This is a genomic window from Burkholderia contaminans, assembly GCF_029633825.1.
In the GTDB taxonomy this organism is placed as follows: Bacteria; Pseudomonadota; Gammaproteobacteria; order Burkholderiales; family Burkholderiaceae; genus Burkholderia; species Burkholderia contaminans.
Map to the genome: position 1 here is coordinate 2,170,786 of NZ_CP090640.1, position 24,376 is coordinate 2,195,161.

General features: G+C 65.6%; 27 protein-coding genes. 19 read left to right on the forward strand and 8 right to left on the reverse strand.

All coding sequences use genetic code 11. From position 1 onward, the window contains the following. Positions 1 to 2 precede the first annotated feature (2 nt). The 4 genes from rfaE1 (at position 3) to cysM (ending at position 3,540) form a co-directional block, all read left to right on the forward strand. Positions 3 to 953 (forward strand): D-glycero-beta-D-manno-heptose-7-phosphate kinase, encoded by a 951-nt coding sequence (gene rfaE1 / locus LXE91_RS10120; RefSeq protein ID WP_011351339.1) that lies wholly within the window; start codon positions 3 to 5, stop codon positions 951 to 953. A 63-nt stretch (positions 954 to 1,016) separates the two neighbouring features. Next, positions 1,017 to 2,009: an ADP-glyceromanno-heptose 6-epimerase gene (rfaD, locus tag LXE91_RS10125; protein ID WP_039343257.1), complete on the forward strand. Its 993-nt coding sequence runs from the start codon at positions 1,017 to 1,019 to the stop codon at positions 2,007 to 2,009. Between the two features lie 74 nt (positions 2,010 to 2,083). Then, a complete protein-coding gene (locus tag LXE91_RS10130; RefSeq protein WP_039343256.1) occupies positions 2,084 to 2,425 on the forward strand; it encodes a ComEA family DNA-binding protein in 342 nt (113 codons plus the stop codon). A 212-nt stretch (positions 2,426 to 2,637) separates the two neighbouring features. Continuing rightward, on the forward strand, positions 2,638 to 3,540 hold the full coding sequence (gene cysM, locus LXE91_RS10135; RefSeq protein WP_039343255.1) for a cysteine synthase CysM: 903 nt from the start codon (positions 2,638 to 2,640) through the stop codon (positions 3,538 to 3,540). Positions 3,541 to 3,619: 79 nt separating this feature from the next. On the opposite strand, the gene mltB is transcribed toward cysM, so the two are convergent. Next, positions 3,620 to 4,963: a lytic murein transglycosylase B gene (gene mltB, locus LXE91_RS10140; RefSeq protein ID WP_076841720.1), complete on the reverse strand. Its 1,344-nt coding sequence runs from the start codon at positions 4,961 to 4,963 to the stop codon at positions 3,620 to 3,622. 43 nt (positions 4,964 to 5,006) lie between these two features. Here mltB and LXE91_RS10145 point away from each other — a divergent pair, with 43 nt between their 5' ends. Further along, the gene (locus tag LXE91_RS10145) at positions 5,007 to 5,930 is read left to right on the forward strand and encodes a histone deacetylase family protein (RefSeq protein ID WP_039343253.1); all 924 of its coding nucleotides are present in this window, start codon (positions 5,007 to 5,009) and stop codon (positions 5,928 to 5,930) included. 32 nt (positions 5,931 to 5,962) lie between these two features. Here the strand turns inward: LXE91_RS10145 and LXE91_RS10150 are convergent, their stop codons facing one another. Beyond that, on the reverse strand, positions 5,963 to 6,883 hold the full coding sequence (locus tag LXE91_RS10150; RefSeq protein ID WP_039343252.1) for an alpha/beta hydrolase: 921 nt from the start codon (positions 6,881 to 6,883) through the stop codon (positions 5,963 to 5,965). 219 nt (positions 6,884 to 7,102) lie between these two features. Between LXE91_RS10150 and LXE91_RS10155 the strand changes: the two genes are divergently transcribed. The 5 genes from LXE91_RS10155 (at position 7,103) to LXE91_RS10175 (ending at position 11,534) form a co-directional block, all read left to right on the forward strand. Next, positions 7,103 to 8,137 carry a methionine ABC transporter ATP-binding protein gene (locus LXE91_RS10155; RefSeq protein ID WP_039343251.1) on the forward strand — a complete coding sequence of 345 codons (1,035 nt, stop codon included), beginning with the start codon at positions 7,103 to 7,105 and terminating at the stop codon, positions 8,135 to 8,137. Continuing rightward, complete coding sequence (locus LXE91_RS10160) at positions 8,127 to 8,780, forward strand: methionine ABC transporter permease (RefSeq protein ID WP_011351347.1); 654 nt, start codon at positions 8,127 to 8,129, stop codon at positions 8,778 to 8,780. Before LXE91_RS10155 ends, LXE91_RS10160 begins: the two co-directional genes overlap by 11 nt. A gap of 29 nt (positions 8,781 to 8,809) precedes the next feature. Next, entirely contained in the window at positions 8,810 to 9,604 is a 795-nt protein-coding gene (locus tag LXE91_RS10165) for a MetQ/NlpA family ABC transporter substrate-binding protein (RefSeq protein WP_039343250.1), read from the forward strand. Between the two features lie 228 nt (positions 9,605 to 9,832). After that, a complete protein-coding gene (locus LXE91_RS10170; RefSeq protein ID WP_039343249.1) occupies positions 9,833 to 10,582 on the forward strand; it encodes an electron transfer flavoprotein subunit beta/FixA family protein in 750 nt (249 codons plus the stop codon). Positions 10,583 to 10,598: 16 nt separating this feature from the next. Further along, on the forward strand, positions 10,599 to 11,534 hold the full coding sequence (locus LXE91_RS10175; RefSeq protein ID WP_046543652.1) for an electron transfer flavoprotein subunit alpha/FixB family protein: 936 nt from the start codon (positions 10,599 to 10,601) through the stop codon (positions 11,532 to 11,534). Between the two features lie 213 nt (positions 11,535 to 11,747). Here LXE91_RS10175 and LXE91_RS10180 read toward each other — a convergent pair whose 3' ends face one another. Further along, entirely contained in the window at positions 11,748 to 13,034 is a 1,287-nt protein-coding gene (locus LXE91_RS10180; protein ID WP_039370968.1) for a D-amino acid dehydrogenase, read from the reverse strand. A 145-nt stretch (positions 13,035 to 13,179) separates the two neighbouring features. Between LXE91_RS10180 and LXE91_RS10185 the strand changes: the two genes are divergently transcribed. Then, positions 13,180 to 13,668 carry an Lrp/AsnC ligand binding domain-containing protein gene (locus LXE91_RS10185; protein WP_011351353.1) on the forward strand — a complete coding sequence of 163 codons (489 nt, stop codon included), beginning with the start codon at positions 13,180 to 13,182 and terminating at the stop codon, positions 13,666 to 13,668. 90 nt (positions 13,669 to 13,758) lie between these two features. Further along, positions 13,759 to 14,940 (forward strand): PA0069 family radical SAM protein, encoded by a 1,182-nt coding sequence (locus LXE91_RS10190; RefSeq protein WP_039370966.1) that lies wholly within the window; start codon positions 13,759 to 13,761, stop codon positions 14,938 to 14,940. A gap of 49 nt (positions 14,941 to 14,989) precedes the next feature. Here LXE91_RS10190 and LXE91_RS10195 read toward each other — a convergent pair whose 3' ends face one another. Both LXE91_RS10195 and LXE91_RS10200 read right to left on the reverse strand, forming a co-directional pair. Then, positions 14,990 to 15,457: an NINE protein gene (locus LXE91_RS10195; RefSeq protein ID WP_039370986.1), complete on the reverse strand. Its 468-nt coding sequence runs from the start codon at positions 15,455 to 15,457 to the stop codon at positions 14,990 to 14,992. A gap of 109 nt (positions 15,458 to 15,566) precedes the next feature. Continuing rightward, positions 15,567 to 16,706 carry a PQQ-dependent sugar dehydrogenase gene (locus tag LXE91_RS10200; RefSeq protein WP_039370983.1) on the reverse strand — a complete coding sequence of 380 codons (1,140 nt, stop codon included), beginning with the start codon at positions 16,704 to 16,706 and terminating at the stop codon, positions 15,567 to 15,569. Between the two features lie 153 nt (positions 16,707 to 16,859). Between LXE91_RS10200 and rpsP the strand changes: the two genes are divergently transcribed. From rpsP to LXE91_RS10230, 6 genes are all read left to right on the forward strand, one after another. Then, the gene (rpsP, locus tag LXE91_RS10205; RefSeq protein WP_006476550.1) at positions 16,860 to 17,114 is read left to right on the forward strand and encodes a 30S ribosomal protein S16; all 255 of its coding nucleotides are present in this window, start codon (positions 16,860 to 16,862) and stop codon (positions 17,112 to 17,114) included. Positions 17,115 to 17,156: 42 nt separating this feature from the next. Beyond that, entirely contained in the window at positions 17,157 to 17,834 is a 678-nt protein-coding gene (gene rimM / locus LXE91_RS10210; RefSeq protein ID WP_039370961.1) for a ribosome maturation factor RimM, read from the forward strand. 1 nt (position 17,835) lies between these two features. After that, complete coding sequence (gene trmD / locus LXE91_RS10215) at positions 17,836 to 18,630, forward strand: tRNA (guanosine(37)-N1)-methyltransferase TrmD (RefSeq protein WP_006476548.1); 795 nt, start codon at positions 17,836 to 17,838, stop codon at positions 18,628 to 18,630. Between the two features lie 133 nt (positions 18,631 to 18,763). Beyond that, a complete protein-coding gene (gene rplS / locus LXE91_RS10220; protein ID WP_006753174.1) occupies positions 18,764 to 19,156 on the forward strand; it encodes a 50S ribosomal protein L19 in 393 nt (130 codons plus the stop codon). 87 nt (positions 19,157 to 19,243) lie between these two features. Beyond that, entirely contained in the window at positions 19,244 to 19,930 is a 687-nt protein-coding gene (locus tag LXE91_RS10225; protein WP_039370957.1) for a CoA pyrophosphatase, read from the forward strand. Between the two features lie 120 nt (positions 19,931 to 20,050). Then, positions 20,051 to 20,989 (forward strand): CobD/CbiB family protein, encoded by a 939-nt coding sequence (locus tag LXE91_RS10230; RefSeq protein WP_039370953.1) that lies wholly within the window; start codon positions 20,051 to 20,053, stop codon positions 20,987 to 20,989. A gap of 64 nt (positions 20,990 to 21,053) precedes the next feature. Here LXE91_RS10230 and LXE91_RS10235 read toward each other — a convergent pair whose 3' ends face one another. The 3 genes from LXE91_RS10235 to LXE91_RS10245 form a co-directional block, all read right to left on the reverse strand. Then, complete coding sequence (locus tag LXE91_RS10235; RefSeq protein ID WP_039370951.1) at positions 21,054 to 21,371, reverse strand: putative signal transducing protein; 318 nt, start codon at positions 21,369 to 21,371, stop codon at positions 21,054 to 21,056. Between the two features lie 66 nt (positions 21,372 to 21,437). Beyond that, entirely contained in the window at positions 21,438 to 22,379 is a 942-nt protein-coding gene (gene rsgA / locus LXE91_RS10240) for a ribosome small subunit-dependent GTPase A (protein ID WP_039370947.1), read from the reverse strand. Next, entirely contained in the window at positions 22,376 to 23,635 is a 1,260-nt protein-coding gene (locus LXE91_RS10245) for a M48 family metallopeptidase (RefSeq protein WP_039370945.1), read from the reverse strand. Before LXE91_RS10245 ends, rsgA begins: the two co-directional genes overlap by 4 nt. Before the next feature lie 117 nt (positions 23,636 to 23,752). Here LXE91_RS10245 and orn point away from each other — a divergent pair, with 117 nt between their 5' ends. Then, entirely contained in the window at positions 23,753 to 24,373 is a 621-nt protein-coding gene (gene orn / locus LXE91_RS10250) for an oligoribonuclease (protein WP_039370941.1), read from the forward strand. The last annotated feature ends 3 nt before the right edge of the window (positions 24,374 to 24,376 follow it).

Genomic DNA, 24,376 nt, shown 5'->3' on the forward strand with positions numbered 1-24,376 from the left:
CGATGAATACTCTCCGCGAAGTCGTTCCGGTGCCGCGCGAGCAGCTCGCGCGCTCGCGCGTGCTTGTCGTCGGCGACGTGATGCTCGACCGTTACTGGTTCGGCAACGTCGATCGCATTTCGCCTGAGGCGCCGGTGCCGGTCGTGCATGTGCAGCGTCAGGAAGAGCGCCTCGGCGGTGCGGCCAACGTTGCGCGCAACGCCGTGACGCTCGGCGGCCAGGCCGGATTGCTGTGCGTCGTCGGTTGCGACGAACCCGGCGAGCGGATCGTCGAGCTGCTCGGCAGCAGCGGCGTGACGCCGCATCTCGAGCGCGACCCGGCGCTGCCGACCACGATCAAGCTGCGCGTGCTCGCGCGCCAGCAGCAACTGCTGCGCGTCGACTTCGAGGCCATGCCGACGCACGAGGTGCTGCTCGCGGGGCTTGCGCGCTTCGATGCGCTGCTGCCGCAGCACGACGTCGTGCTGATGTCGGATTACGCGAAAGGCGGCCTGACGCACGTCACGACGATGATCGAGAAGGCGCGTGCGGCCGGCAAGTCCGTCCTCGTCGACCCGAAAGGCGACGACTGGGCACGCTATCGCGGCGCGTCGCTGATCACGCCGAATCGTGCGGAACTGCGCGAAGTGGTCGGGCAGTGGAAGTCGGAAGACGATCTGCGCGCGCGCGTCGCGAAGCTGCGTGCGGAGCTCGGCATCGACGCGCTGCTGCTCACGCGTTCGGAAGAAGGGATGACGCTGTTTTCCGCCACCGGCGAACTGCACGCGCCGGCGCTCGCGCGCGAGGTGTTCGACGTGTCGGGCGCGGGCGATACCGTGATTGCAACGGTCGCGACGATGCTCGGCGCGGGCGTGCCGCTCGTCGACGCCGTCGTGCTCGCGAATCGCGCGGCAGGCATCGTGGTCGGCAAGCTCGGCACGGCCACGGTGGATTACGACGAACTGTTTCACTGAGCGCATGCGGTGGCGCGACGAGCGCGCCGCACGCATGGCTCGCACTTTTCAGGCAGGACGATCATGACCCTCATCGTCACCGGCGCAGCCGGTTTTATCGGCGCGAACATCGTCAAGGCGCTCAACGAGCGCGGCGAAACGCGCATCATCGCGGTCGACAACCTGACGCGCGCGGACAAGTTCCGGAATCTCGTCGATTGCGAGATCGACGACTATCTGGACAAGACGGAATTCGTCGAACGTTTCGCCCGCGGCGATTTCGGCAAGGTACGCGCGATTTTCCATGAAGGCGCCTGTTCGGACACGATGGAAACCGACGGCCGCTACATGATGGACAACAACTTCCGCTACAGCCGCGCGGTGCTCGACGCCTGCCTCGCGCAGGGTACGCAGTTCCTGTACGCATCGTCTGCCGCGACCTACGGCGGGTCGACGCGCTTCGTCGAGGAGCGCGAGGTCGAGGCGCCGCTGAACATCTACGGCTATTCGAAGTTCCTGTTCGACCAGGTGATCCGCCGCGTGCTGCCGACCGCGAAGAGCCAGATCGCCGGCTTCCGCTATTTCAACGTGTACGGCCCGCGCGAGACGCACAAGGGGCGCATGGCGTCGGTCGCGTTCCACAACTTCAACCAGTTCCGTGCAGAAGGCAAGGTGAAGCTGTTCGGCGAGTACAACGGCTACGCACCGGGCGAGCAGACGCGCGACTTCGTGTCGGTCGAGGACGTGACGAAGGTGAATCTGTTCTTCTTCGATCATCCGGAGAAGTCGGGCATCTTCAACCTCGGCACGGGCCGTGCGCAGCCGTTCAACGATATCGCATCGACGGTCGTGAATACGCTGCGTGCACTCGACAACCAGCCGCCGCTGACACTCGCGCAGCAGGTCGAGCAAGGGCTGATCGAATACGTGCCGTTCCCCGATGCACTGCGCGGCAAGTACCAGTGCTTCACGCAGGCCGATCAGACGAAGCTGCGCGCGGCCGGTTACGACGCACCGTTCCTGACCGTGCAGGAAGGCGTCGACCGCTATGTGCGTTGGCTATCTGGCCAGGTTTAAACGGAAGCGTTGCATCGATAGACTGGGTCTCACGGTCGGCAGCCGCCGGCCGTTTTTCATCGGAGATCCAGCACATGATCAGGAAATGGTTGGCCGCAGCGGCAATGCTCGGCACGATCGCGTCGGCCTGGGCGGCCGTTGACGTCAACACCGCGAACGAGGATGCGCTCGTCGGCATCAAGGGCATCGGCCCGGCACGAGCGAAGGCGATTCTCGACGAACGCGGCGCACGCGGTCCGTTCAAGAATGCGGAAGATCTCGCATCGCGCGTGAAAGGCATGGGCGGCCATACCGTCGAGCGGCTTCAGCAGGAAGGCCTGACGATAGGCGCGGCCGGTACGGGCACTACGCCGCCGGCGCCGGGCAAACCGCCCGGCAAGCCAGCGGCACCACCCGCCCGCACAGCACAGAAGTAACGCGTCGCGCGCGACCGACAACGAGCTCCTTCAGTCGCCGTCGTTGCGACGGCTTCCCGCGGCATGCCGCGGGTTTTTTGCGTGGGCACGGCGTATGGCGACCGTGCGTTGCACGGCACGTGTATTCCATCGTCGTAATGGGGTTGCCGGCGCGAGCAGCGGTGCTGGTTTACAATCGATCGATTGATCGGCCTCGTACTCACGGTATATCCATGGCTTACAAAACTATCGAAGATACGATCGGCAATACGCCGCTCGTCCAACTGGTCCGCTTGCCGGACGATGAAATTCGCGCGCGCAACAACGTGCTGCTCGCGAAGCTCGAAGGCAACAATCCGGCTGGTTCCGTGAAGGATCGTCCGGCACTGTCGATGATCAGCAAGGCCGAGGCGCGCGGGCGCATCAAGCCGGGCGATACGCTGATCGAGGCGACGAGCGGAAACACGGGTATCGCACTCGCGATGGCCGCGGCGATCCGCGGCTACAAGATGGTGCTGATCATGCCGGAGGACCTGTCGGTCGAGCGCCGCCAGAGCATGGCCGCCTACGGGGCCGAAATCATCCTGACCCCGGTGAAGGGCGGGATGGAGCTGGCGCGTGATCTCGCGGACCAGATGCAGCGCGAAGGCAAGGGTGTGATCCTCGACCAGTTCGCGAACCCCGACAATCCGATTGCGCATTACGAAGCGACGGGCCCGGAAATCTGGCGCGATACCGAGGGGCGCATCACGCATTTCGTGTCGGCCATGGGCACGACGGGCACGATCATGGGCACGTCGCACTATCTGAAGGAACAGAATCCGGCGATCGAGATCGTCGGTGCGCAGCCGGAAGACGGTTCGCGCATTCCGGGCATCCGCAAGTGGCCGGAAGCGTACATGCCGACCATCTTCGATCGTAGCCGCGTCGACCGCGTCGAGAGCGTGAGCCAGGCCGCGGCGGAAACGATGGCGCGCCGGCTCGCGTCGGTCGAAGGCATCTTCGCGGGCATTTCGTCGGGCGGCGCGTGTGACGTCGCAATGCGCATCGCGCGTCAGGTCGAGAATGCGACGATCGTGTTCATCATCTGCGATCGCGGCGACCGCTACCTGTCCACGGGCGTGTTTCCCGCCTGAACGCAGGCAGGTGCGCGCCGTGCGCGTGCGATAAAAAAAGCGCCGCTACTGCGGCGCTTTTTCTTTGAGCGGTTGGCGCTTATTGCGACTCGGTGTCGGCGGTGGCCGGCTGAAGTGCGCCGCTCGCTTCCATCTGCGCCTTCACCGCCTCGCCAAGCTGGTACACGGTGAGCGCGTAGAAGAAGCTGCGGTTGTAGCGCGTCAGCACATAGAAATTCTTGAGACCGAGCATGTACTCGGTCGCACGCCCCGGCGACGGCAGGTCGACCACCGTCACAGGGGTGCCGCCTTCGGTCGTGATGTTGACCGTCGGCTCGTTCAGCGTCATGCCCGCGCGCAGCAGTTGCGACAGTGCCCAGTGCGGCTCGGGCTGGCCGTCGGCGGCGGCCTGGGCGATCCCCAGGCTGCCCGTATCGGGCGTGATCTGCCAGACCACCGGGCGGTCGGTTTCCCAGCCGTGCTGCTTCAGGTAGTTCGCGACGCTGCCGATCGCATCGACAGGACTGCTGCGCAGGTCGACATGGCCCGTGCCGTCGAAGTCGACCGCGTATTCGCGGATGCTGCTCGGCAGGAACTGCGGGATCCCGATCGCGCCCGTATACGAGCCGAGCACGGTGGTCGGGTCGAGCTGGTTGTCGCGCGTCCAGACCAGGAAATCCTCGAGGTTCTTGCGGAACGTCGCCTGGCGGCTGTCGCGATTCGGCGTGTCCGGATAGTCGAACGTGAGCGTCGTCAGCGCGTCGAGCACGCGGAAATTGCCCATGTAGCGGCCGTAGATCGTCTCGACGCCGATGATGCCGACGATCACCTCGGGCGGCACGCCGAACTGCTCGGATGCGCGCTGCAGCGTTGCCTGGTTCGCCTTCCAGAATTTCACGCCCGCGTTGATGCGGATCGGCTCGATGAAGCGCGAGCGATAGACGCGCCAGTTCTTGACCGTCGGCGACGGGGCCGGCTTCACGAGCTTGACGGCCGTCGCCGAGTAGCTGATGCGCGCGAACAGCGCGTGCAGGCTGGTGGAGTCGAAGCCGTTGCGGCTTACCATCTCGTCGATGAATGCATCGACCTTCGCGTTGTTCGCGTAACGCTGCGGAACAATTTCCTCTTCGAAGGTCTGGCCTTGCGGTGTCGGCTGCTGTGGCTGGGCCTGTGCGACGAGCTTGCCCGCCGACTTCGCGGGTTGCGTCTGCGCGCCGGCAGGCGTGGTGCCGAGAGCCGCGACCACGGCGGCCGCAACGAGCGGCGCGCGAGCACGGAACAGCGCGGAGAGAAGGGCGGCAGGCTTGCTGGGATTCATGTCGAAGCGGGCGGACGAGGCGATTGGGTTCGGCGCAGTATACCCGACGGATCCGGCGCGCCGGGGCGTGGCGGCCCCCCGTTGTGGTAAGTTAGCGGCGAATTCGCGGCAGACGATGGACATCATTGATGGAGACCTGCGGCGCACCGCGCGCCGCGGATGACAGCTTATGGCAACCGCTTTCTATACGCACCCCGACTGCATGCTGCACGAGATGGGGGAATGGCATCCGGAATGCCCGGCGCGCCTGTCGGCGATCCAGGATCAACTGATCGCGAGCCGCATCGACGACCTGATCGTGCATGAAACCGCGCCGTTCGCGAGCGAGGTGGCGCTGGGCCGGGTGCATACGCAGGCGCACATCGATTACATCCGGAGCATGACGCCGGTCGACGGCTATGTCGAGATCGATCCCGATACGCTGATGAACCGCGATACGTGGCGTGCGGCGCTGCGCGCGGCCGGTGCCGCGATCGCGGCGACCGACGCGGTGATCGAAGGCCGCTATGCGAATGCGTTCTGCGGCGTGCGCCCGCCTGGCCACCATGCGGAACCTGCGCGCGCGATGGGTTTCTGCTTCTTCAACAACGTCGCGATCGCCGCGCGGCACGCGCTCGACGTACACGGTCTGGAGCGCGTGGCGATCATCGATTTCGACGTGCATCACGGCAACGGCACCGAGGCCGCATTCGCGAATGACGAGCGCGTGCTGATGTGCAGCTTCTTCCAGCATCCGCTGTACCCGTTCTCGGGCGTCGATCACCAGGCGCCGAACATGGTCAACCTGCCGATGCCCGCGCGCAGCAACGGGATGGCGATCCGCGAGGCCGTCGACATGTTCTGGCTGCCGCGCCTCGATGCGTTCAAGCCGCAGATGCTGTACGTGTCGGCGGGTTTCGATGCGCATCGCGAGGACGACATCGGCAACCTCGGCCTCGTCGAAGCCGACTTCGAATGGCTGACCGCGCAGATCGTCGACGTGGCGCGCCGGCATGCGCAGGGCCGCATCGTGAGCTGCCTCGAAGGCGGCTACAACCTGTCTGCGCTCGGGCGCAGCGTCGTCGCGCACCTGCGCGTGCTGGCCGGTATCTGATTATCGATTGACCGGGGCTGTGTCGTGCGTGCTCAGCGCGCCGGCGCGCGGGCGTGAATCCACGCGATCAGCGCGTCGATCACGCGGTCGCGTTCGAGATCGTTCATCGTTTCGTGAAAGCCGCCTTCGTATAGCGTCAGCGTGCGATCGGGCGAGCCGACATGCGCACCGAACGCCCGGCTGCCGTCGGGCTCGGTCAGCTTGTCCTCGGTACCGTGGTAGACGAGCACCGGAACGCGGAGCCCACCGCGGCCGCTCTCGATGCGCGCCATCGCGTCGAGAATCTCCGCACCGGTGCGTGCGGGCACCGCGCCGTGATGCACGAGCGGGTCGGCACGATTGGCCGCGACGATGGCCGGATCGCGCGACAGCAGTGCTGCATCGATCTTGATGGCAGGGAAGGTCGGCCAGACGCGGCTGATGACGCGGCTCACCGCGAGCATCCAGCGCGGCACGTCGCGCCCCGGCGCGAGCGCCGGGCTCGACAGCACGAGGCCGGTTAGCGCGTGGCCGCGCGTCGGCGCGCGTTCGATCGCGTAGAGCGCCGCGACCGCGCCGCCCATGCTGTGCCCCATCAGGAACAGCTGCGAATTGCCGCGCGCGGCTTCGGCGACAAGCGCATCCGCATCGTTCAGGTAGCCGTCGAAGTGCTCGACCCACGCGCGCTTGCCGGGTGACTGGCCGTGCCCGCGCAGGTCGATCGCGAGCACGTCGATGCCGGCCGCATTCAGCCGGCCCGCGAGTGCGGCGTAGCGGCCCGCGTGTTCCGCAAGACCGTGAACGAGCGCGATCGTCGCGCGCGGCGGCGCGGTGCCGTTGCCGGCAGACCACCGGTACGACGCCAGTTCGAGCCCGTCCGCGGTACGCAGGCGGCCCATGGTCGGCGCGGGCGACGACGCAGGGCCCGGTCCTGCGGTGGCGGGTGCGGCGGCCGGCGTAGTGGTGGCGGTCATCTGGCGTGTCCCCTGTCGGTTGGCATGTGTGTTCCGGATCATAGTCGCGGCACCGTCGCGGCGCGCCAGCGGTGCTCCTCTAATTTCGTGTGGTTATGAAAAGATCGAAATCGATTATTAAGGGGAATGAGGGGTTTGCGGTAAAATCGACGGCTACTCCAGATGCATCGGCGGCCGACTGGCGGGCCAACTCGCCAGCCGGGCCGCCGTTTTGTTTACATGATCGAATTACGCAATCTTTCGCAGCGATTTCCCGGGCCGGGTGGCTGGGTCGAGGCGCTGCGCAACATCAACCTGACGATCCCGCAGGGTGAGGTGTTCGGCATCATCGGCCGAAGCGGCGCCGGCAAGAGCACGCTCGTGCGCACCATCAACCTGCTCACGCGGCCGACCGAAGGCAATGTCGTCGTCGGCGGGCGCGATCTCACGCTGCTGCCGGCTGGCGCGCTGCGCGAGGCGCGCCGCGAGATCGGCATGATCTTCCAGCACTTCAACCTTCTGTCGTCGCGCACGGTGTTCGACAACGTCGCGCTGCCGCTCGAACTGGCCGGTGCAAGCCGTACCGAGATCGAGGCCGCCGTGCTGCCGCTGCTCGACCTCGTCGGGCTGTCCGCGCAGAAGGATCGCTATCCGTCGCAGATCAGCGGCGGGCAGAAGCAGCGCGTCGGCATCGCACGCGCGCTCGCGAGCCAGCCGAAGGTGCTGCTGTCGGATGAAGCGACATCCGCGCTCGATCCCGAGACCACGCGTTCGATCCTCGACCTGCTGAAGCGCATCAACCGCGAACTCGGGCTGACGATCGTGCTGATCACGCACCAGATGGAGGTGATCAAGCAGGTGTGCGATCGCGTCGCGGTGCTCGATGCGGGGCGCGTGGTCGAGGAAGGCCGCGTGATCGACGTGTTCCTGCAGCCGCATCACGAAGTGACGCGCGCGCTGATCGGCGACGTGATCGCGCAGGAGTTGCCGCCCGCGCTGAAGGTGCGCGTGGCCGAGCGGCTGAAGACGGGCAGCGGGCATCTGCTGCGGCTCGCGTTCACGGGTTCGGGTGTCGACCAGCCGATCCTGTCGGAGACGATCCGCCGGTACGAACTCGATTTCAACATCCTGCACGGCCAGATCGACGAGATCCAGGGGCAGGCGTTCGGTTCGCTCGCGGTGCTCGCGGGCGGCGAACCGGGCAAGGTCGGGCAGGCGCTCGCGTTCCTGCGCGAGCAAGGTGTGGTGGTGGAGGAGCTTTCGTATGTTGAGTGAGATGTTCGATATGTTCGTGCAGTCGTTCTGGGAGACGCTGATCATGGTCGGCATCTCCGGAGTGGTCGGCGCGCTCGTCGGCCTTCCGCTCGGCGTGCTGCTCTACCTGACCGACCGCCAGGGCGTGCTCCAGAACCTCGCGGTGAACCGCGTGCTCGGCGGCATCGTGAATGCTGTCCGCTCGACGCCGTTCATCATCCTGCTGGTCGCGGTGATTCCGTTTACGCGGCTCGTCACGGGTTCGTCGATCGGCACGGCCGCGGCGGTCGTGCCGCTGACGCTCGCGGCCGCGCCGTTCATCGCGCGTCTCGTCGAGACGGCGTTGCGTGAAGTCGACCGCGGGCTGATCGAGGCTGCGCAGTCGATGGGCGCGACCACGTCGCAGATCGTCTTCAAGGTGCTGCTGCCCGAATCGCTCCCGGGCGTCGTTGCGGGCCTGACGATCACGTTCGTGTCGCTGGTCGGCTATTCGGCGATGGCGGGCGCGATCGGCGGTGGCGGCCTCGGCGATCTCGGGATCCGCTACGGCTACCAGCGCTATCTGCCCGAAGTGATGTGGACGGTGGTCGCGATCCTGATCGTGTTCGTGCAGATCGTGCAGTCGTTCGGCGACTGGCTCGTCCGCCGGCTGAGCCACAAGTAAAACAAGATTGATCCGTTAGGGGACACTCGATGCAACGACGCTTCATGCTGAAATTCGCGGCGGCACTGGGCGCGGCCGCGCTGTTCGCGGGCGCACACGCGCAGGCCGAAACCATCAAGGTGGGCGTGACGGGCGGGCCGCACGCGCAGATCATGGAAGCGGTGAAGAAGGTCGCGGCGAAGAGCGGCCTCGACATCCGCATCGTCGAATTCTCGGATTACGTGCAGCCGAACGCCGCGCTCGCGTCGGGCGACCTCGACGCGAACAGCTACCAGCACGATCCGTATCTGCAGGCACAGGTGAAGGACCGCGGCTACAAGCTGATCAAGGTCGCGGATACCGTCACGTTCCCGATGGGCATCTATTCGAAGCGGGTGAAGTCGCTGGCCGAACTGAAGCCGGGCGCGCGCATCGCGGTCCCGAACGATCCGACCAACGGCGGCCGTGCGCTGCTGTTGCTGCAGAAGCAGGGCCTGCTGAAGCTGCGCGCCGACGCAGGGCTGAAGGCGACGCCGCTCGATATCGTCGACAATCCGCGCAAGCTGAAGATCGTCGAACTCGATGCGGCGCAGATTCCGCGCTCGCTCGGTGACGTCGACGCGGCCGCGATCAATACCAACTACGCGATGGAAGCGGGGTTGAAACCGAAACAGGACGCGATCGCGATCGAGGGCCCGAGCGGCCCGTATGCGAACATCCTCGCGATCCGCGACGCGGACCGGAACAAGCCGTGGGTCGCGAAACTGGTCGCGGCCTACCATTCGGCCGAGGTGAAGCAATTCATCGAAGGCAAGTTCGGCGGCGCGGTCATCGCCGCCTGGTAACAGGCGAAGCACGAGGCGCCCGGCGCGATTAGAGTCGATGATCGAAAACCCGGGCTTTGCGTCCGGGTTTTTTCTCTTTTAAAATAGAACGACCGTTCGCTATCATTGGCGCGTCGCCAAGAAGCGGTATCCTCGACAACCACGAAGGTTGGGTCCGCTTGGCCGCGCAGTCATGAGGCCTCGCTATAAAATGGCCTCTGGTCGTATTCGTAACTTTGGAGCGTGTGCATGAAAATCCTGGTGCCAGTGAAAAGAGTGGTCGATTACAACGTGAAGGTCCGCGTGAAGTCGGACAACACGGGTGTCGACATCGCGAACGTGAAGATGTCGATGAACCCGTTCGACGAGATCGCGGTGGAAGAAGCGGTGCGCCTGAAGGAAGCGGGCGTCGCGACCGAAGTGATCGCGGTGTCGGTCGGCGTCGCGCAAGCGCAGGAAACGCTGCGTACGGCGCTGGCGATCGGTGCGGATCGCGCGATCCTCGTCGAGTCGAACGATGGCGTCGAGCCGCTGGGCGTCGCGAAGATCCTGAAGGCGCTGGTCGACAAGGAACAGCCGCAACTGGTGATCCTCGGCAAGCAGGCGATCGACGACGATTCGAACCAGACTGGCCAGATGCTGGCGGCGCTGGCAGGCCTGCCGCAAGCGACGTTCGCATCGAAGGTGACGATCGCCGACGGCCGTGCGACCGTCGCACGCGAAGTCGACGGCGGCGCGGAAACGCTGTCGCTTCAATTGCCCGCCGTCATCACCACGGATCTGCGCCTGAACGAGCCGCGCTACGTGACGCTGCCGAACATCATGAAGGCGAAGAAGAAGCCGCTCGAGACCGTGAAGCCGGAAGACCTGGGCGTGGACGTTGCGCCGCGTCTGAAGACGCTGAAGGTGGTCGAGCCGCCGAAGCGCGCAGCCGGCGTGAAGGTGCCGGACGTGAAGACGCTGGTCGAGAAGCTGAAGACCGAAGCCAAGGTGCTGTAAGAGGGAGCGGAAAGAAATGACGATTCTGGTGATTGCAGAACACGACAACGCGTCGATCAAGGCCGCGACGCTGAACACGGTGGCGGCGGCAGCGAAGATTGGCGGTGACATTCACGTGCTGGTCGCGGGCCACAATGCGCAAGCGGCTGCTGACGCAGCAGCGAAGATCGCAGGTGTGTCGAAGGTCCTCCTGGCCGACGCACCGCAACTCGAAGCGGGCCTGGCGGAAAACGTCGAAGCGACCGCGTTGAACATCGCGAAGGACTACTCGCACATCCTCGCGCCGGCGACGGCCTACGGCAAGAACATCGCCCCGCGTATCGCCGCGAAGCTGGACGTCGCGCAGATCTCGGACATCACGGCGGTCGATTCGGCCGACACGTTCGAGCGCCCGATCTACGCGGGCAACGCGATCGCGACGGTGCAGTCGAGCGATCCGATCAAGGTCATCACGGTGCGTGCGACGGGTTTCGATCCGGTGGCATCGGAAGGCGGCAGCGGGTCGGTCGAGAAGATCGACGCGGCGGCCGATGCCGGCAAGTCGCAGTTCGTGAGCCGTGAAGTGACGAAGCTGGACCGTCCGGAACTCACGAGCGCAAGCATCATCGTGTCGGGCGGCCGTGGTCTGGGCAGCGGCGAGAACTACACGAAGGTGCTGGAGCCGTTGGCGGACAAGCTGTCGGCAGCACTGGGCGCCTCGCGTGCCGCAGTCGACGCAGGCTACGTGCCGAACGACTATCAGGTCGGCCAGACCGGCAAGATCGTCGCACCGCAGCTGTACATCGCGGTCGGCATCTCGGGTGCGATCCAGCACCTGGCCGGCATGAAGGATTCGAAGGTGATCGTTGCGATCAACAAGGATCCGGAAGCACCGATCTTCAGCGTGGCCGACTACGGCCTCGTCGGCGATCTGTTCGCACTCGTGCCGGAGCTCGTGGCCGAGCTCGGCTGAGGCAGTGTGATGCTTCAGCGGTAAGCACACGAGAAGAGGGGCGCGGCGAGCGCCCCTTTTTTTCGCCGTCGACAGAAGGGGAAGAGGGTGACACCTCATGAACCATCACGCCCGTGACCGGCACGACGACGATTCGATGAAATGAAAAAGGCGCCCCGAAGGGCGCCGTCCTATTTGATGCCGGCCGCCTGCATGGCTACGGCCTGCGTCGGCTTATGCGTATGCCGGGCGCGTCTGGCCGGCCACGTCTTTCAGGTAGCGATGCACCGACAGGTCGTCGGCCTGGATCGCCGGCATCTTGCCCGAGATCAGGTCTGCGAGCAGCTGGCCCGAACCGCACGACATCGTCCAGCCGAGCGTGCCGTGGCCGGTGTTCAGGAACAGGTTCGACACCGGCGTGCGGCCGACGATCGGCGTGCCGTCCGGCGTCATCGGGCGCAGGCCCGTCCAGAACGTTGCCTTCGACGTGTCGCCGCCCCCCGGGAACAGGTCGTTCACGCACATTTCGAGCGTTTCGCGGCGCGCGGCGCGCAGCTTCTTGTCGAAGCCGACGATTTCCGCCATGCCGCCGACGCGGATGCGCTGGTCGAAACGCGTGATCGCGATCTTGTAGGTCTCGTCGAGCACGGTCGACACGGGCGCGGCCGCTTCGTTGACGATCGGCGCGGTGATCGAATACCCCTTCAGCGGATAGACGGGGATCTTCATCAGGTTCGAGATGAGGCTGGTCGAGTACGAGCCGAGCGCGACGACGTACGCGTCCGCGCGCACCGTCTCGCTGCCGCACTGCACGCCGGCGATCTTGCCGCCGGCGATCGCGAGCGCGTCGATCGGCGTGTTGTAGCGGAACTTCACGCCAAGCGATTCGGCGAGCGCTGCAAGGCGCGTCGTGAACAGCTGGCAGTCGCCCGTTTCGTCACCCGGCAGGCGCAGGCCGCCCGTCAGCTTGTGCGAGACGGCGGCAAGCGCCGGTTCGGCTTTCTTCAGGTCGGCCGGGGAAAGCAGTTCGAACGGCACGTTCGCTTCCTGCAGGACGGCGATGTCCTTCGCCGCGCCGTCGAGTTGCTGCTGCGTGCGGAAAAGTTGCAGCGTGCCGCCCGTGCGGCCTTCGTACTGGATGCCGGTGTCGGCGCGCAATGCCTGCAGGCAGTCGCGGCTGTATTCGGCGAGGCGAACCATGCGCCCCTTGTTGACCGCGTAGCGCTCGGCCGTGCAGTTGCGCAGCATCTGATACATCCACTGGAGCTGGAAGCGCGTGCCGTCGAGGCGAATCGCGAGCGGCGCGTGTTTTTCGAACATCCACTTGACGGCCTTCAGCGGCACGCCGGGTGCAGCCCACGGCGCGGCATAGCCGGGGGAGATCTGGCCTGCGTTCGCGAAGCTCGTCTCGAGCGCCGGGCCGGCTTCCCGGTCGATCACCGTGACTTCATGGCCGGCGCGCGCGAGGTAATACGCGCTTGCCACGCCCACCACACCGCTGCCCAGAATGACGACTCGCATAGCTGCTCCAGATGGAAGGGACCAGATCGAGGCCGGGCGCACCTGCGTCTCCGTGTAACCTCTAGCTGATCTAGTTTTTTGCGCTATGGTATTGTCGAATGTGTAGGTTTTGTTATCGTATTTTTCAGGTTTTCAGCATAAACAAATGAGAACGCAACGTCAGCCCGTACGCTCGCTCGACAAGCTCGACCGACGCATCCTGAAACTGCTCCAGGACGACGGCCGGATGGCGATGAAAGACCTTGCGGAACAGGTTGGACTGACCGTCACGCCGTGTATCGAGCGTGTGCGGCGCATGGAGCGCGACGGCGTGATCACCGGCTATCACGCGCGGGTCGACCCGCACCAGCTGGATGCCGCGCTGCTGGTGTTCGTCGAGATCACGCTCGGCCACAAGGGCGGCAACATGTTCGAGCAGTTCCGCCGGGAAGTGATGAAGATCGACGAGGTGCTCGAGTGTCATCTCGTGTCCGGCGATTTCGACTACCTGATCAAGGCGCGGATCGGTGAGATGGCCGACTACCGGAAGCTGCTCGGCGACATCCTGCTGCAGTTGCCCGGCGCCGTGCAGTCGAAGAGCTATGTCGTGATGGAGGAAATCAAGGAGACGCTGACGATCGCCGTGGGCGACTGACGTGCCTGCGGCGGGCCGTCGGGCCCTTTATCCCGCCCTTGGCATGCTGCACCCAATACTGTATAAATATACAGTATTGGGTGCAGGCGAATGGGTGGGCACATGGACGATCGGTCCGACAACGAATTTCCGGTAGCGCCGCCCGCGCCCCGCAAGGGGCGCGGTGCGGTCGACAACCTGCAGGGGCGATACGAAATCGCGCAGCGCGAAGCGGTCGACGACGGCTGGACACACGAGTCCGACAATGCCGACTTCCCCGCGCCGCTGCGCACGCAGGTCTTCGAGGAGCGCGCGAAGAGCATCCTGACGCACAACCAGTCGCCCGACATTCCATTCAGCGTATCGCTCAATCCATATCGCGGCTGCGAGCACGGCTGCATCTACTGCTTCGCGCGGCCGACGCACAGCTATCTCGGCCTGTCGCCGGGGCTCGATTTCGAAAGTCGCATCTATGCGAAGGTCAATGCAGCCGAACTGCTCGAGCGCGAGATCTCGCGCAAGCGTTACGTTCCGGAGCCGATCGCGCTCGGCGTCAACACCGACGCATACCAGCCGGTCGAGCGTGACCTTCGCATCACGCGCAGCGTGATCCAGGTGATGCACGATCGCGGGTTGCCGTTCGCGGCGATCACGAAGTCGTCGCTGATCGAACGCGATCTCGACCTGCTCGCGCCAATGGCCGAACGCGGGCAGGTGATGGCGGCGGTCACGATCACGACGCTCGATGCCGATCTTGCGCGCACGCTCGAGCCGCGCGCGGCAACGCCGGCGCGGCGGTTGCGCACGATTCGTGCGCTGAGCGAGGCGGGTGTGCCGGTCGGCGTGAGCATCGCACCGGTGATTCCGTTCGTCACCGAGCCCGACATGGAGCGCGTGCTCGAGGCGTGTGCGGAAGCCGGCGCGACGCATGCGAGCTACATCATCCTGAGGCTGCCGTGGGAAGTCGCGCCGCTGTTCAAGAACTGGCTTGCCGCGCATTTTCCCGATCGCGCGGAGCGTGTGATGAACCGCGTGCGCGACATGCGCGGCGGTAAAGACTACGACTCGGATTTCTCGAAACGGATGAAGGGCGAGGGGATCTGGGCCGACTTGCTGCGGCAGCGCTTCCGCCAGGCCGTCAGGCGGCTCGGGCTGAACGAGCGCACGAACGGGATTCTCGATCTGTCGCAGTTTCGCGGCGCGCCGGCCACCGCGGCGCCGCGTGTTGCTGTTCGTTCAGCTGCGGCGCGGTCGACGCAGACGCGTGACGACACGCAATTGAATCTGTTCTGACCGGCTTGCCAAACCGGCGCAGGGCGCCGGTGTGTAGCGGCCGTTGCCCTTACTGCGAAATCTGCTTGGCTGCTTCGACCTGCGACTCGAAGTACGTCTGGAACGACAGCGCGAGTGCGGTCATCAGCAGGAATGCGCCGATCAGCAGCGAGAAGATCACCACGAAGATTACGGTCCAGCCCGACTTGCTGTGCTTGCCCGTTTCCGCGTTGAATTGCGCGTCCCATTTTTCGTCGGGGCGCAGCCCGTAGACGAGCGCGGCGAGAAACGCTGCCAGCAGCGAGATCGCACCGGGAACGGCAAGCCACCAGCCGAGGCCCGCGCTGCGCTGGGTTGCGGCGAGCAGGAGGAAGCCCGGGATGCCGACGATCGTCGCGAGCAGGTGAGCCCAGCCGAACACGTCGCGGAATCCATACAGGTAGAAGCGGTGCGCGCCGAGCGATCCGAACAGGAACGCGAGGGCGGCGGTGAGCGTCTTGGAGCGAAAGCGGCGGGACGGTGCGGTGCTGCTGGACATGGATGGCGGCGTATTGTCGTTGGCATGGGCGGCCGGCGGGCCGGCGCGGGCGCGCGGCCCGGCACGCATTCTACGATGCCCGGTCGGGCCCGGTCACCCCTGTCCTGCGTCAAGGTGCCGCATAGGTCACGCGGTAGATCGCACCCGCGTAGTCGTCGCTGACGAGCAGCGAGCCGTCCGGCAGCGGTAGCACGTCGGCGGGGCGTCCCCACACCGTGCCGTCGGGGCGCAGCCAGCCCGTGACGAACGGGGTCTGGCGTGCCTGGCTGCCGTCCGCCGAGACGACGACGCGCATCACGCGGTAGCCGACCTTCGTGCTGCGATTCCACGAGCCGTGTTCGGCGATGAAGACGTTATTGCGATATGACGCCGGAAACATCGACCCTGAATAGAAGCGCATGCCGAGTGCTGCGACGTGTGCGCCGAGTTTCAATACGGGCGGCACATAGCGGCGGCATACGTCGGCGCCACCGTATTCGGGGTCGGGCGTGTCGCCGCCATGGCAATACGGGAAGCCGAAGTCGAGGCCGGCGCGCGGTGCGCGGTTCAGCTTGTCGTCGGGCACGTCGTCACCCATCATGTCGCGCCCGTTGTCGGTAAACCAGAGCTCGCCCGAATCGGGGTGCCATGCGAAGCCGACCGTATTGCGTACGCCGCGGGCGACAACCTCGCTCCCGCTGCCGTCCGTCTTCATGCGTGCGATGATCGCGTAGCGGCTGCGATCGGCGAGACAGACGTTGCACGGTGCGCCGGTCGGCACATATAGCTTGCCGTCGGGGCCGAACGCGATGAATTTCCAGCCGTGATGGTGTTCGGTCGGCAGCGCGTCGGTGACGACGACGGGTGCGGGCGGTGTGGCAAGCCGATCGTCGATGTGATCGAGGCGCAGGATGCGTGAGACGGCGGATATATAGAGTGCGCCGTCACGGTAGGCGACACCGACCGGCATGTCGAGCCCGGAAGCGATCACATGGCGCGCGCTGATCCGGCCCTCATGCATCACGAGCGCATGCACGCGGCCTTCCCGGGTGCCGACATACAGAATGCCGCGCGGCGACCACGCCATTTCGCGTGCGGTCGGTACCGCGTCGGCCAGCACTTCGACGTGGAAGCCGGGCGGCACGACCAGTTCGCCCACCGGCAACGGCGCGGCAAGCGCCGGTGCGGACACGAGGCAGGCAAGGCCGGCAAGCAGCGCCGCGAAACGGTGCTGCGCGCGGCGCATCGAAGCGGCGCGAAGGGGCGACATGGCGGTGTGGAACGTCCCGGACACGACGATTGTATGCCCGGCGGACAGGCCGCCTCCCGATTTTTTACGCGTAAGTGTTTGTTGTACCTCTGGTTTCCGGCTATAATCGCGTGTTTCAGTAGTTTCGAACCCGGTTTTCCCGAAGGACATCATATGGTTATCATCCGTCTGGCTCGTGGCGGCTCGAAGAAGCGCCCGTTCTACAACATCGTTGCTACCGATTCGCGCAACCGTCGTGACGGCCGCTTCATCGAGCGCGTCGGCTTCTACAACCCGGTCGCTACGAAGGGCGAATCGCTGCGTATCGCTCAGGATCGCCTGACGTACTGGCAAGGTGTTGGCGCGCAACTGTCGCCGACCGTCCAGCGTCTCGTGAAGGAAGCGCAAAAGGCGCAACCGGCTGCCTAACATGGCACGGTGTGCCGGTCGTGCCGGCTGTGAGGTGAATTAATGGCGGGTCACGATTCCGGTAATGCAAGGCGCGGGCGTGCGTCGTTTGGCGCATTCGTCCGCAAGCCGGTCGAACGCGACGCTGTCGCGAACGCCGGTCAGGCTGCCGAGCAGGGCAGTCTCGAAGTGGCGCAAGCCTGGCCCGACGATGCCGTCGAGGTCGGAGCGGTGGTCGACGCCTATGGCCTGAAGGGTTGGGTCAAGGTGGCGACGCATGCCGACGCCGGCCGCGGCGGCGATGCGCTGCTCAAGGCGCGCCACTGGTGGCTGGAACGCGGTGCGGAGCGGCTTTCCGTCCGCATCATGCAGTCGAAGGCGCACAGCGACACCGTCGTTGCGCAACCCGCGGGCGTCAGCGACCGCGATGCCGCGTACGCTATGCGCGGCTTTCGCGTGTTCGTCCGCCGGGAAGATTTCCCGGCACTGGCCGCGGACGAATTCTATTGGGTCGACCTGATCGGTCTCGACGTCGTCAACGAGCAATCGGTGGCACTCGGGAAGGTGAGCGGGATGATCGACAATGGCGTGCATTCGATCATGCGTGTCGAGTATCCGGCGACCGGCAAAGACGGTCAGCCGACCACCGACGAGCGGTTGATTCCGTTCGTCGGCGTATACGTCAAAACGGTGGATCAGGCGGCGCGTCGCATCGTCGTCGACTGGGAAGCCGATTACTGAAATGAACCAGGTTACCGAGAGCGCGGTGCAGTTCGACGTCGTCACGCTCTTTCCCGAGATGTTCCGTGCACTGACCGACTGGGGGATCACCAGCCGGGCCGTCAAGCAAGGGCGCTTCGGGCTGCGCACCTGGAACCCGCGTGATTTCACGACGGACAACTACCGCACGGTCGACGATCGTCCGTACGGCGGCGGTCCGGGCATGGTGATGCTGGCCAGGCCGCTCGAAGCCGCGATCGATGCCGCGAAAGCGGCGCAGGCGGAGCAGGGCATCGCGAGCACGCGTGTCGTGATGATGTCGCCGCAGGGCGCGCCGCTCACGCACGATCGTGCGGTGCGGATGGCGCAGGAACCCGGTGTCGTCGTGCTGTGCGGCCGCTATGAAGCGATCGACCAGCGCCTGCTCGATCGTTGCGTCGACGAGGAAATCAGCCTCGGCGATTTCGTCCTGTCCGGCGGAGAATTGCCGGCGATGGCGATGATGGATGCCGTCGTGCGGTTGCTGCCCGGTGTGCTGAACGATTCGCTGTCGGCGGTACAGGACAGTTTCGCTGACGGCCTGCTCGATTGTCCGCACTACACGCGCCCCGAGGAATACGACGGTGTGCGCGTGCCGGACGTGCTGCTCGGCGGGCATCATGCCGAGATCGAGAAGTGGCGGCGGCAGGAAGCATTGAGGAATACGTTGCGGAAGCGGCCGGACCTGATCGTCCGGGCGCGCCGCGAAAAGTTGTTGAGCCGCGCCGACGAGGCGTGGCTTGCGAACCTCGCACGCGAAGCGAAGGACGCCTCCTGAGGCGGCTGCGCGAGCGGGAATTGGCGGTGTCGTGCATGCGTGTGCGGCGCCTGATGTGAATCCATCCTCTATCGGGGCCAGGCCTGGAAGCAGGCGGGTGTCAACGCCGACACGATGGCATAAGGAGTCAGTAATGAATCTGATCGCAAAACTTGAGCAGGAAGAAATCGAGCGCGCGCTCGCCGGCAAGACGATCCCCGAATTCGCCCCGGGCGACACGGTGATCGTGAACGTGAACGTGGTTGAAGGTAACCGCAAGCGCGTTCAGGCTTACGAAGGCGTCGTGATCGCGATTCGCAACCGTGGTCTGAACTCGAACTTCATCGTCCGCAAGATCTCGTCGGGCGAAGGCGTCGAGCGTACGTTCCAGACGTACTCGCCGCTGCTGGCAAGCATCGTCGTGAAGCGCCGCGGCGATGTGCGTCGTGCGAAGCTGTACTACCTGCGCGAGCGTTCGGGCAAGTCGGCTCGTATCAAGGAAAAGCTGGTGTCGAAGGATCGCGCCGCAGCAGCTTCCCAAGAGTAAGAGCTGTAAGGAAAAAGCACCCAACCGGGTGCTTTTTTCATTCTGGCGCGACAATATGCTCGATACGACACGAACCCGAGAGCCCCATTGAATCGCCGCCCCATCATCGATCCCGAAGTCCTGCCGGTCGAAGGCACCGGCGCCGGCCTGCCGGCCATCGATTCCCGCCTGATGACGCCGTCCGGCCTGCGCGACCGTTTCGCGCGCACGCTCGAATGGAGCGTCGAGCCCGGCGAGGCGAGGTTGCAGGAGGGCGTCGATCCACGCAGCGCGGCCGTTCTCGTGCCGCTCGTCGTCCGCGAATCCGGTCTCACCATGCTGCTGACCCAGCGCGCCGACCACCTGAACGACCACGCCGGACAGATCAGCTTTCCCGGCGGTCGTCGCGAACCGTTCGATCGCGATGCAACCGCAACCGCGTTGCGCGAGGCGAAGGAAGAGATCGGTCTGGCAGACGAGCGTGTCGAGATCCTCGGCGCGCTGCCCGACTACCTGACCGGTACGGGCTTTTGCGTGACACCGGTGGTCGGCCTCGTGCATCCGCCGTTCACCGTGCAGGCCGACACGTTCGAAGTGGCCGAGATTTTCGAGGTCCCGCTCGCGTTCCTGATGGATCCCGCGAACCATCAGGTCCGTGTGTTCCGCTGGGAAGGCGGCGAGCGTCGTTTTTTTGCGATGCCCTATCCGAATGGCGAACCAGGCGGGCATTACTTCATCTGGGGCGCAACTGCCGGCATGTTGCGCAATCTGTACCGCTTCTTGGCCGCCGGCTAGGCGTGCACGGCTGTCGGCGTGCGGGGCCGGCTGGCGGGCGACTGCACCGGCAGCCATCCGGTGCTTACGCTGTGCTATCGTTATGCAAAAAATGACATAACTCCGAAGACGGCGCCACGCATGACTTTCTTCTCGGTTCTCCTCGCTCTCATCATCGAACAGGTCCGCGCGTTGTCGCCGAACAATCCGGTGTTCGCACTGTTCCAGTTTCATGCGGAAACCGTCGCGCATGGTCTCGACGCGGGCAAGCAGAAGCACGGCATCCTCGCGTGGCTCGCGGTCGTGCTGCCGTGGGTGCTGATCGTCGCGCTGATCTATTTCCTGCTGTACAAGGTGAGCTTCGTGCTCGCCTTCATCTGGAACGTCGTCGTCGTGTATTTCACGCTCGGCTTCCGCCAGTTCAGCCACTACTTCACCGACATTCACCTCGCGCTCAACAACGACGACGTGCCGCGTGCACGCGAAATCCTGCGCGAGTGGACGGGCATCGACACGGTCGACATGCCGGTCGGCGAAATCGTCCGCCATACGCTGATTCACGCCGTCGTCGCATCGCATCGCCACGTGTTCGGCGTGTTCTTCTGGTATGTGTTGCCGCTCGGGCCTGCCGGCGCCGTGCTGTACCGGATTTCCGAATACCTCGCGCGCAGCTGGTCGACGCCCGGCGACGACCGCACGGCGGCCTTCTCGACGTTCGCGCAGCGCGCGTTCTTCGTGATCGACTGGATTCCCGCGCGATTGACCGCGCTCGGCTTCGCGATCGTCGGCAATTTCGAGGACGCGATCTACGCGTGGCGCAACCACACGCGCCAGTGGCCCGATCCGAACGATGGCGTCCTGCTGGCCGCCGGCAGCGGCGCGCTTGGCGCACGCCTCGCGGGGCCGCTTGCGGAACCGTCGAGCCTCGATGCGCTGGCAGTCGGCGACAGTGGTCCGCTGACGGTCGGTGACGATTGCACGCCGCGTACGCTGCAATCCGCGGTGGGCCTTGTCTGGCGTGCGGTGATCCTGTGGATGATTCTGCTGCTGATGCTGACGCTCGCCGTCTGGGTGTCGTGACGGGGCGGTGCGGTACCCGATGAAAGGCAGAAGGCCGGCTCGAAGCCGGCCTTTTTGCTGTGGGTCAGTCGTCCAGCGGATCGCGCACGGCGCCGCATTGCCAGCACGCGGTGAACTGGGCCTCGAGCGCCTCGCCGCACTGCCGGCAGCGCCACGCTGCGGCGCCGGCCGACGGGCCGTGCGACGCGGCATCGAGGAGCCGGCGCGCGAGCGCGTCGTCGCGTTCATCGTCGAGCCACAGTTCGGGCGTGCACGCGTCTGCGGGCAGGCCGCCGAGCGCGCCGGTCGCGTAGCAGTTATGCAGCTCGCAACCGATGCCGGCCACCTGAAGCACGTTGGCCCAATGCTGCGCCGTCGCGAGATCGGGTGCCTTGAAACGCATCACGGCTCCTGTCGGTGAACGCCGGCCCGCAAGGGACCGGCTGGCCGCCGCGCGCGTGCCGCGCGGTCAGCGGACGATCTGGCTCGCCTCATGCACGAGCTGCGCATACAGCGCATGCCGTGACGGTGCGATGCGGCCGTCAGCGACGGCGTCGAGAATCGCGCAGCCGGGTTCGTGCAGATGATGGCAATTATAGAAACGGCAGTCGGCCAGCAGCGGCCGGAACTCCGGAAAGGCGCGCTCGAGACGGCCTTCCGTCAGGTGGTAGAGGCCGAATTCCTGGAAGCCCGGCGAATCGATCAGCGCGCCGCCGCCCGCCAATGGGTAGAGGCGCGTGAACGTCGTCGTGTGACGGCCGCTGTTGAGCGCGGCCGAAATCTCGCGCGTGGCGGCTTCGGCATCGGGAACGAGCAGGTTCACGAGCGTCGACTTGCCCATCCCGGACTGGCCGAGCAGGATCGTCGAATGTCCGGCGAGGTGCGGCATCAGTTGTGCGCGTGCGTCGTCGGGCGAGCCCTTCACCGACAGCTCGAGCACGTCGTAGCCGAGGGCGCGGTAGGGCGCGAGGCGCTCGCGCGCGACCGGCAGCGCGGCCTCGACGTCGATCTTGTTCAGCACGACGAGCGGCTTCAGCTCGTTCGCCTCGGCGGCGATCAGCGCGCGGCCGAGCAGGTCCTCGCTGAAGTAGGGCTCGGTCGCGAGCACGATCAGCAATTGATCGAGGTTGGCCGCGAAGAGCTTCGACTTGAACTGGTCGGAGCGGTACAGCAGGTTGCGCCGTTCGCCGATCTCGACGATGACGCCCTGGTCGGCCGACGCGAGTTCGTACGCGACACGGTCGCCGACCGCGATATCGCTCTTCTTGCCGCGCGGGAAGCACTGCAGCATCGGGCCGCCGTCGTCGGGCGCGACGATGTAGTGGCGCCCGTGCGCCGCGATCACGCGGCCTTCGGCACGTTGCGCGCCCGACGCGCGCGGGGCCGGCTTGCGGGAGGTCGGCCGGCTCATGCGTGCTGCATCAGGCGGTCGATCCGCTGCGACGCAGGCGGATGCGAGTAGTAGAAGGCCGTGTAGACGGGGTCGGGCGTCAGCGTCGACGCGTTGTCCTCATAGAGCTTCACGAGCGCGCTGACGAGATCCTGCGCGTCGGTCTGGCTGGCCGCGAATGCGTCGGCCTCGAACTCGTGCTTGCGCGACGTGAGGCTGCCGAACGGCGTTGCAAAGAACAGGAACACGGGAATCGCGAGGAAGAACAGCACGAGCGCGGCACCCGCGTTGCTCGTGTCGAGCGACGGCGTGACGCCGAGCCCCGTATAGAACCACGTGCGTTGCGCGAGCCAGCCGAGCAGCGCAAGCAGCACGAGGCTCAGTACGAACGACACGAGCATCCGCTTCATCACGTGGCGGCGCTTGAAGTGGCCGAGTTCGTGCGCGAGCACGGCTTCGATTTCCTCGCCGGACAGGCGCGCGAGCAGCGTGTCGAAGAACACGATCCGCTTCGACGCGCCGAAGCCCGTGAAGTACGCGTTGCCGTGCGCGGAGCGGCGGCTGCCGTCCATCACGAAGAGTCCCTTCGCCGCAAAGCCGCAGCGCTTCATCAGCGCCTCGATGCGCGCGCGCAGCGCGTCGTCCTTCAAGGGCTCGAACTTGTTGAAGATCGGTGCGATGAAGGTCGGGTAGATCAGCAGGACGAGCATCTGGAACGCGACCCAGACGATCCAGGTCCACAGCCACCACAGGCTGCCGGCCTGGTTCATCAGCCACAGCACGACGAACAGCAGCGGCAGGCCGAGCGCAGCGCCGAGCAGCGAATTTTTCAGCATGTCGGTGAAGAACAGCCGCTTCGTCATCCGGTTGAACCCGAACCGCTGTTCGATCCCGAACTGACGGTAATACTCGAACGGGACGTCGATGACGCTCGTGATCACGAGCACGGCGGCGACGAGCGCGACCTGCTGCCCGTAGCCGCGGCCGATCCAGCCGGTGAGCAGCGTGTCGAGCGCGCCGACGCCGCCGAGCAGCGTGAGGCCGACCAGCACGGCCGCGCTGACGACGATCTCGAGCATCGTCAGCCGGGTGCGCTCGACCGTATAGTCGGCCGCGCGCTGGTGGGCGGTCAGCGGGATGGTTGCGCTGAACTGCGCGGGGACGCCGTTGCGGTGCGCCGCAACGAAGCGGATCTGCCGCGACGCGAGCCACAGCTTGGTGACGACCATCGCGAGCACGGCGAGCGCGAACAGCAGGGTGAACGAAAAGGGTGACATCGAAGGCGCCAAAGGGTTCTATGCGAGAATTATATGTTCTTGCGGACCGGCCCCGCTGATGCGATGCCGGCCGCCCGGGCGGCGCCGCGCGCCGGCCGCCATTTTCCAGGATGACTCATGACCGATACCGCCGCTTCCGCCAGCCAGCCCGCGCTCGTGCGCAACGAGTTGAACCTCGTCTGGCTCGACATGGAGATGACGGGCCTCGACCCGGATAACGACCGCATCATCGAGATCGCGGTCGTCGTGACCAATTCCACGCTCGACGTCGCCGTCGAAGGCCCCGTGTTCGCGATCCACCAGAGCGACGAAACGCTCGCAAAGATGGACGACTGGAACAAGTCGACGCACGGCCGCTCGGGCCTGATCGACCGCGTGCGTGCGTCGACCGTGACCGAGGCGGAAGCCGCCGAGCAATTGCAGGCCTTTCTCGCGCAGTACGTGTCGCCCGGCAAGTCGCCGATGTGCGGCAACTCGATCTGCCAGGACCGTCGCTTCATGGCGCGCTGGATGCCCAAATTCGAGCGGTTCTTCCACTACCGCAACCTCGACGTCAGCACGCTCAAGGAGTTGTGCCGACGCTGGCAGCCCGCGATCTACAAGGGCTTCCAGAAGCGGGCGATGCACACGGCGCTCGCGGACATCCACGAGTCGATCGACGAACTGAAGTACTACCGCGAGCATTTCCTGATTCCGGCCGCGTCGGCTTCGGCGGGCGAGTCCGCGCCGGCCGCCTGAGCG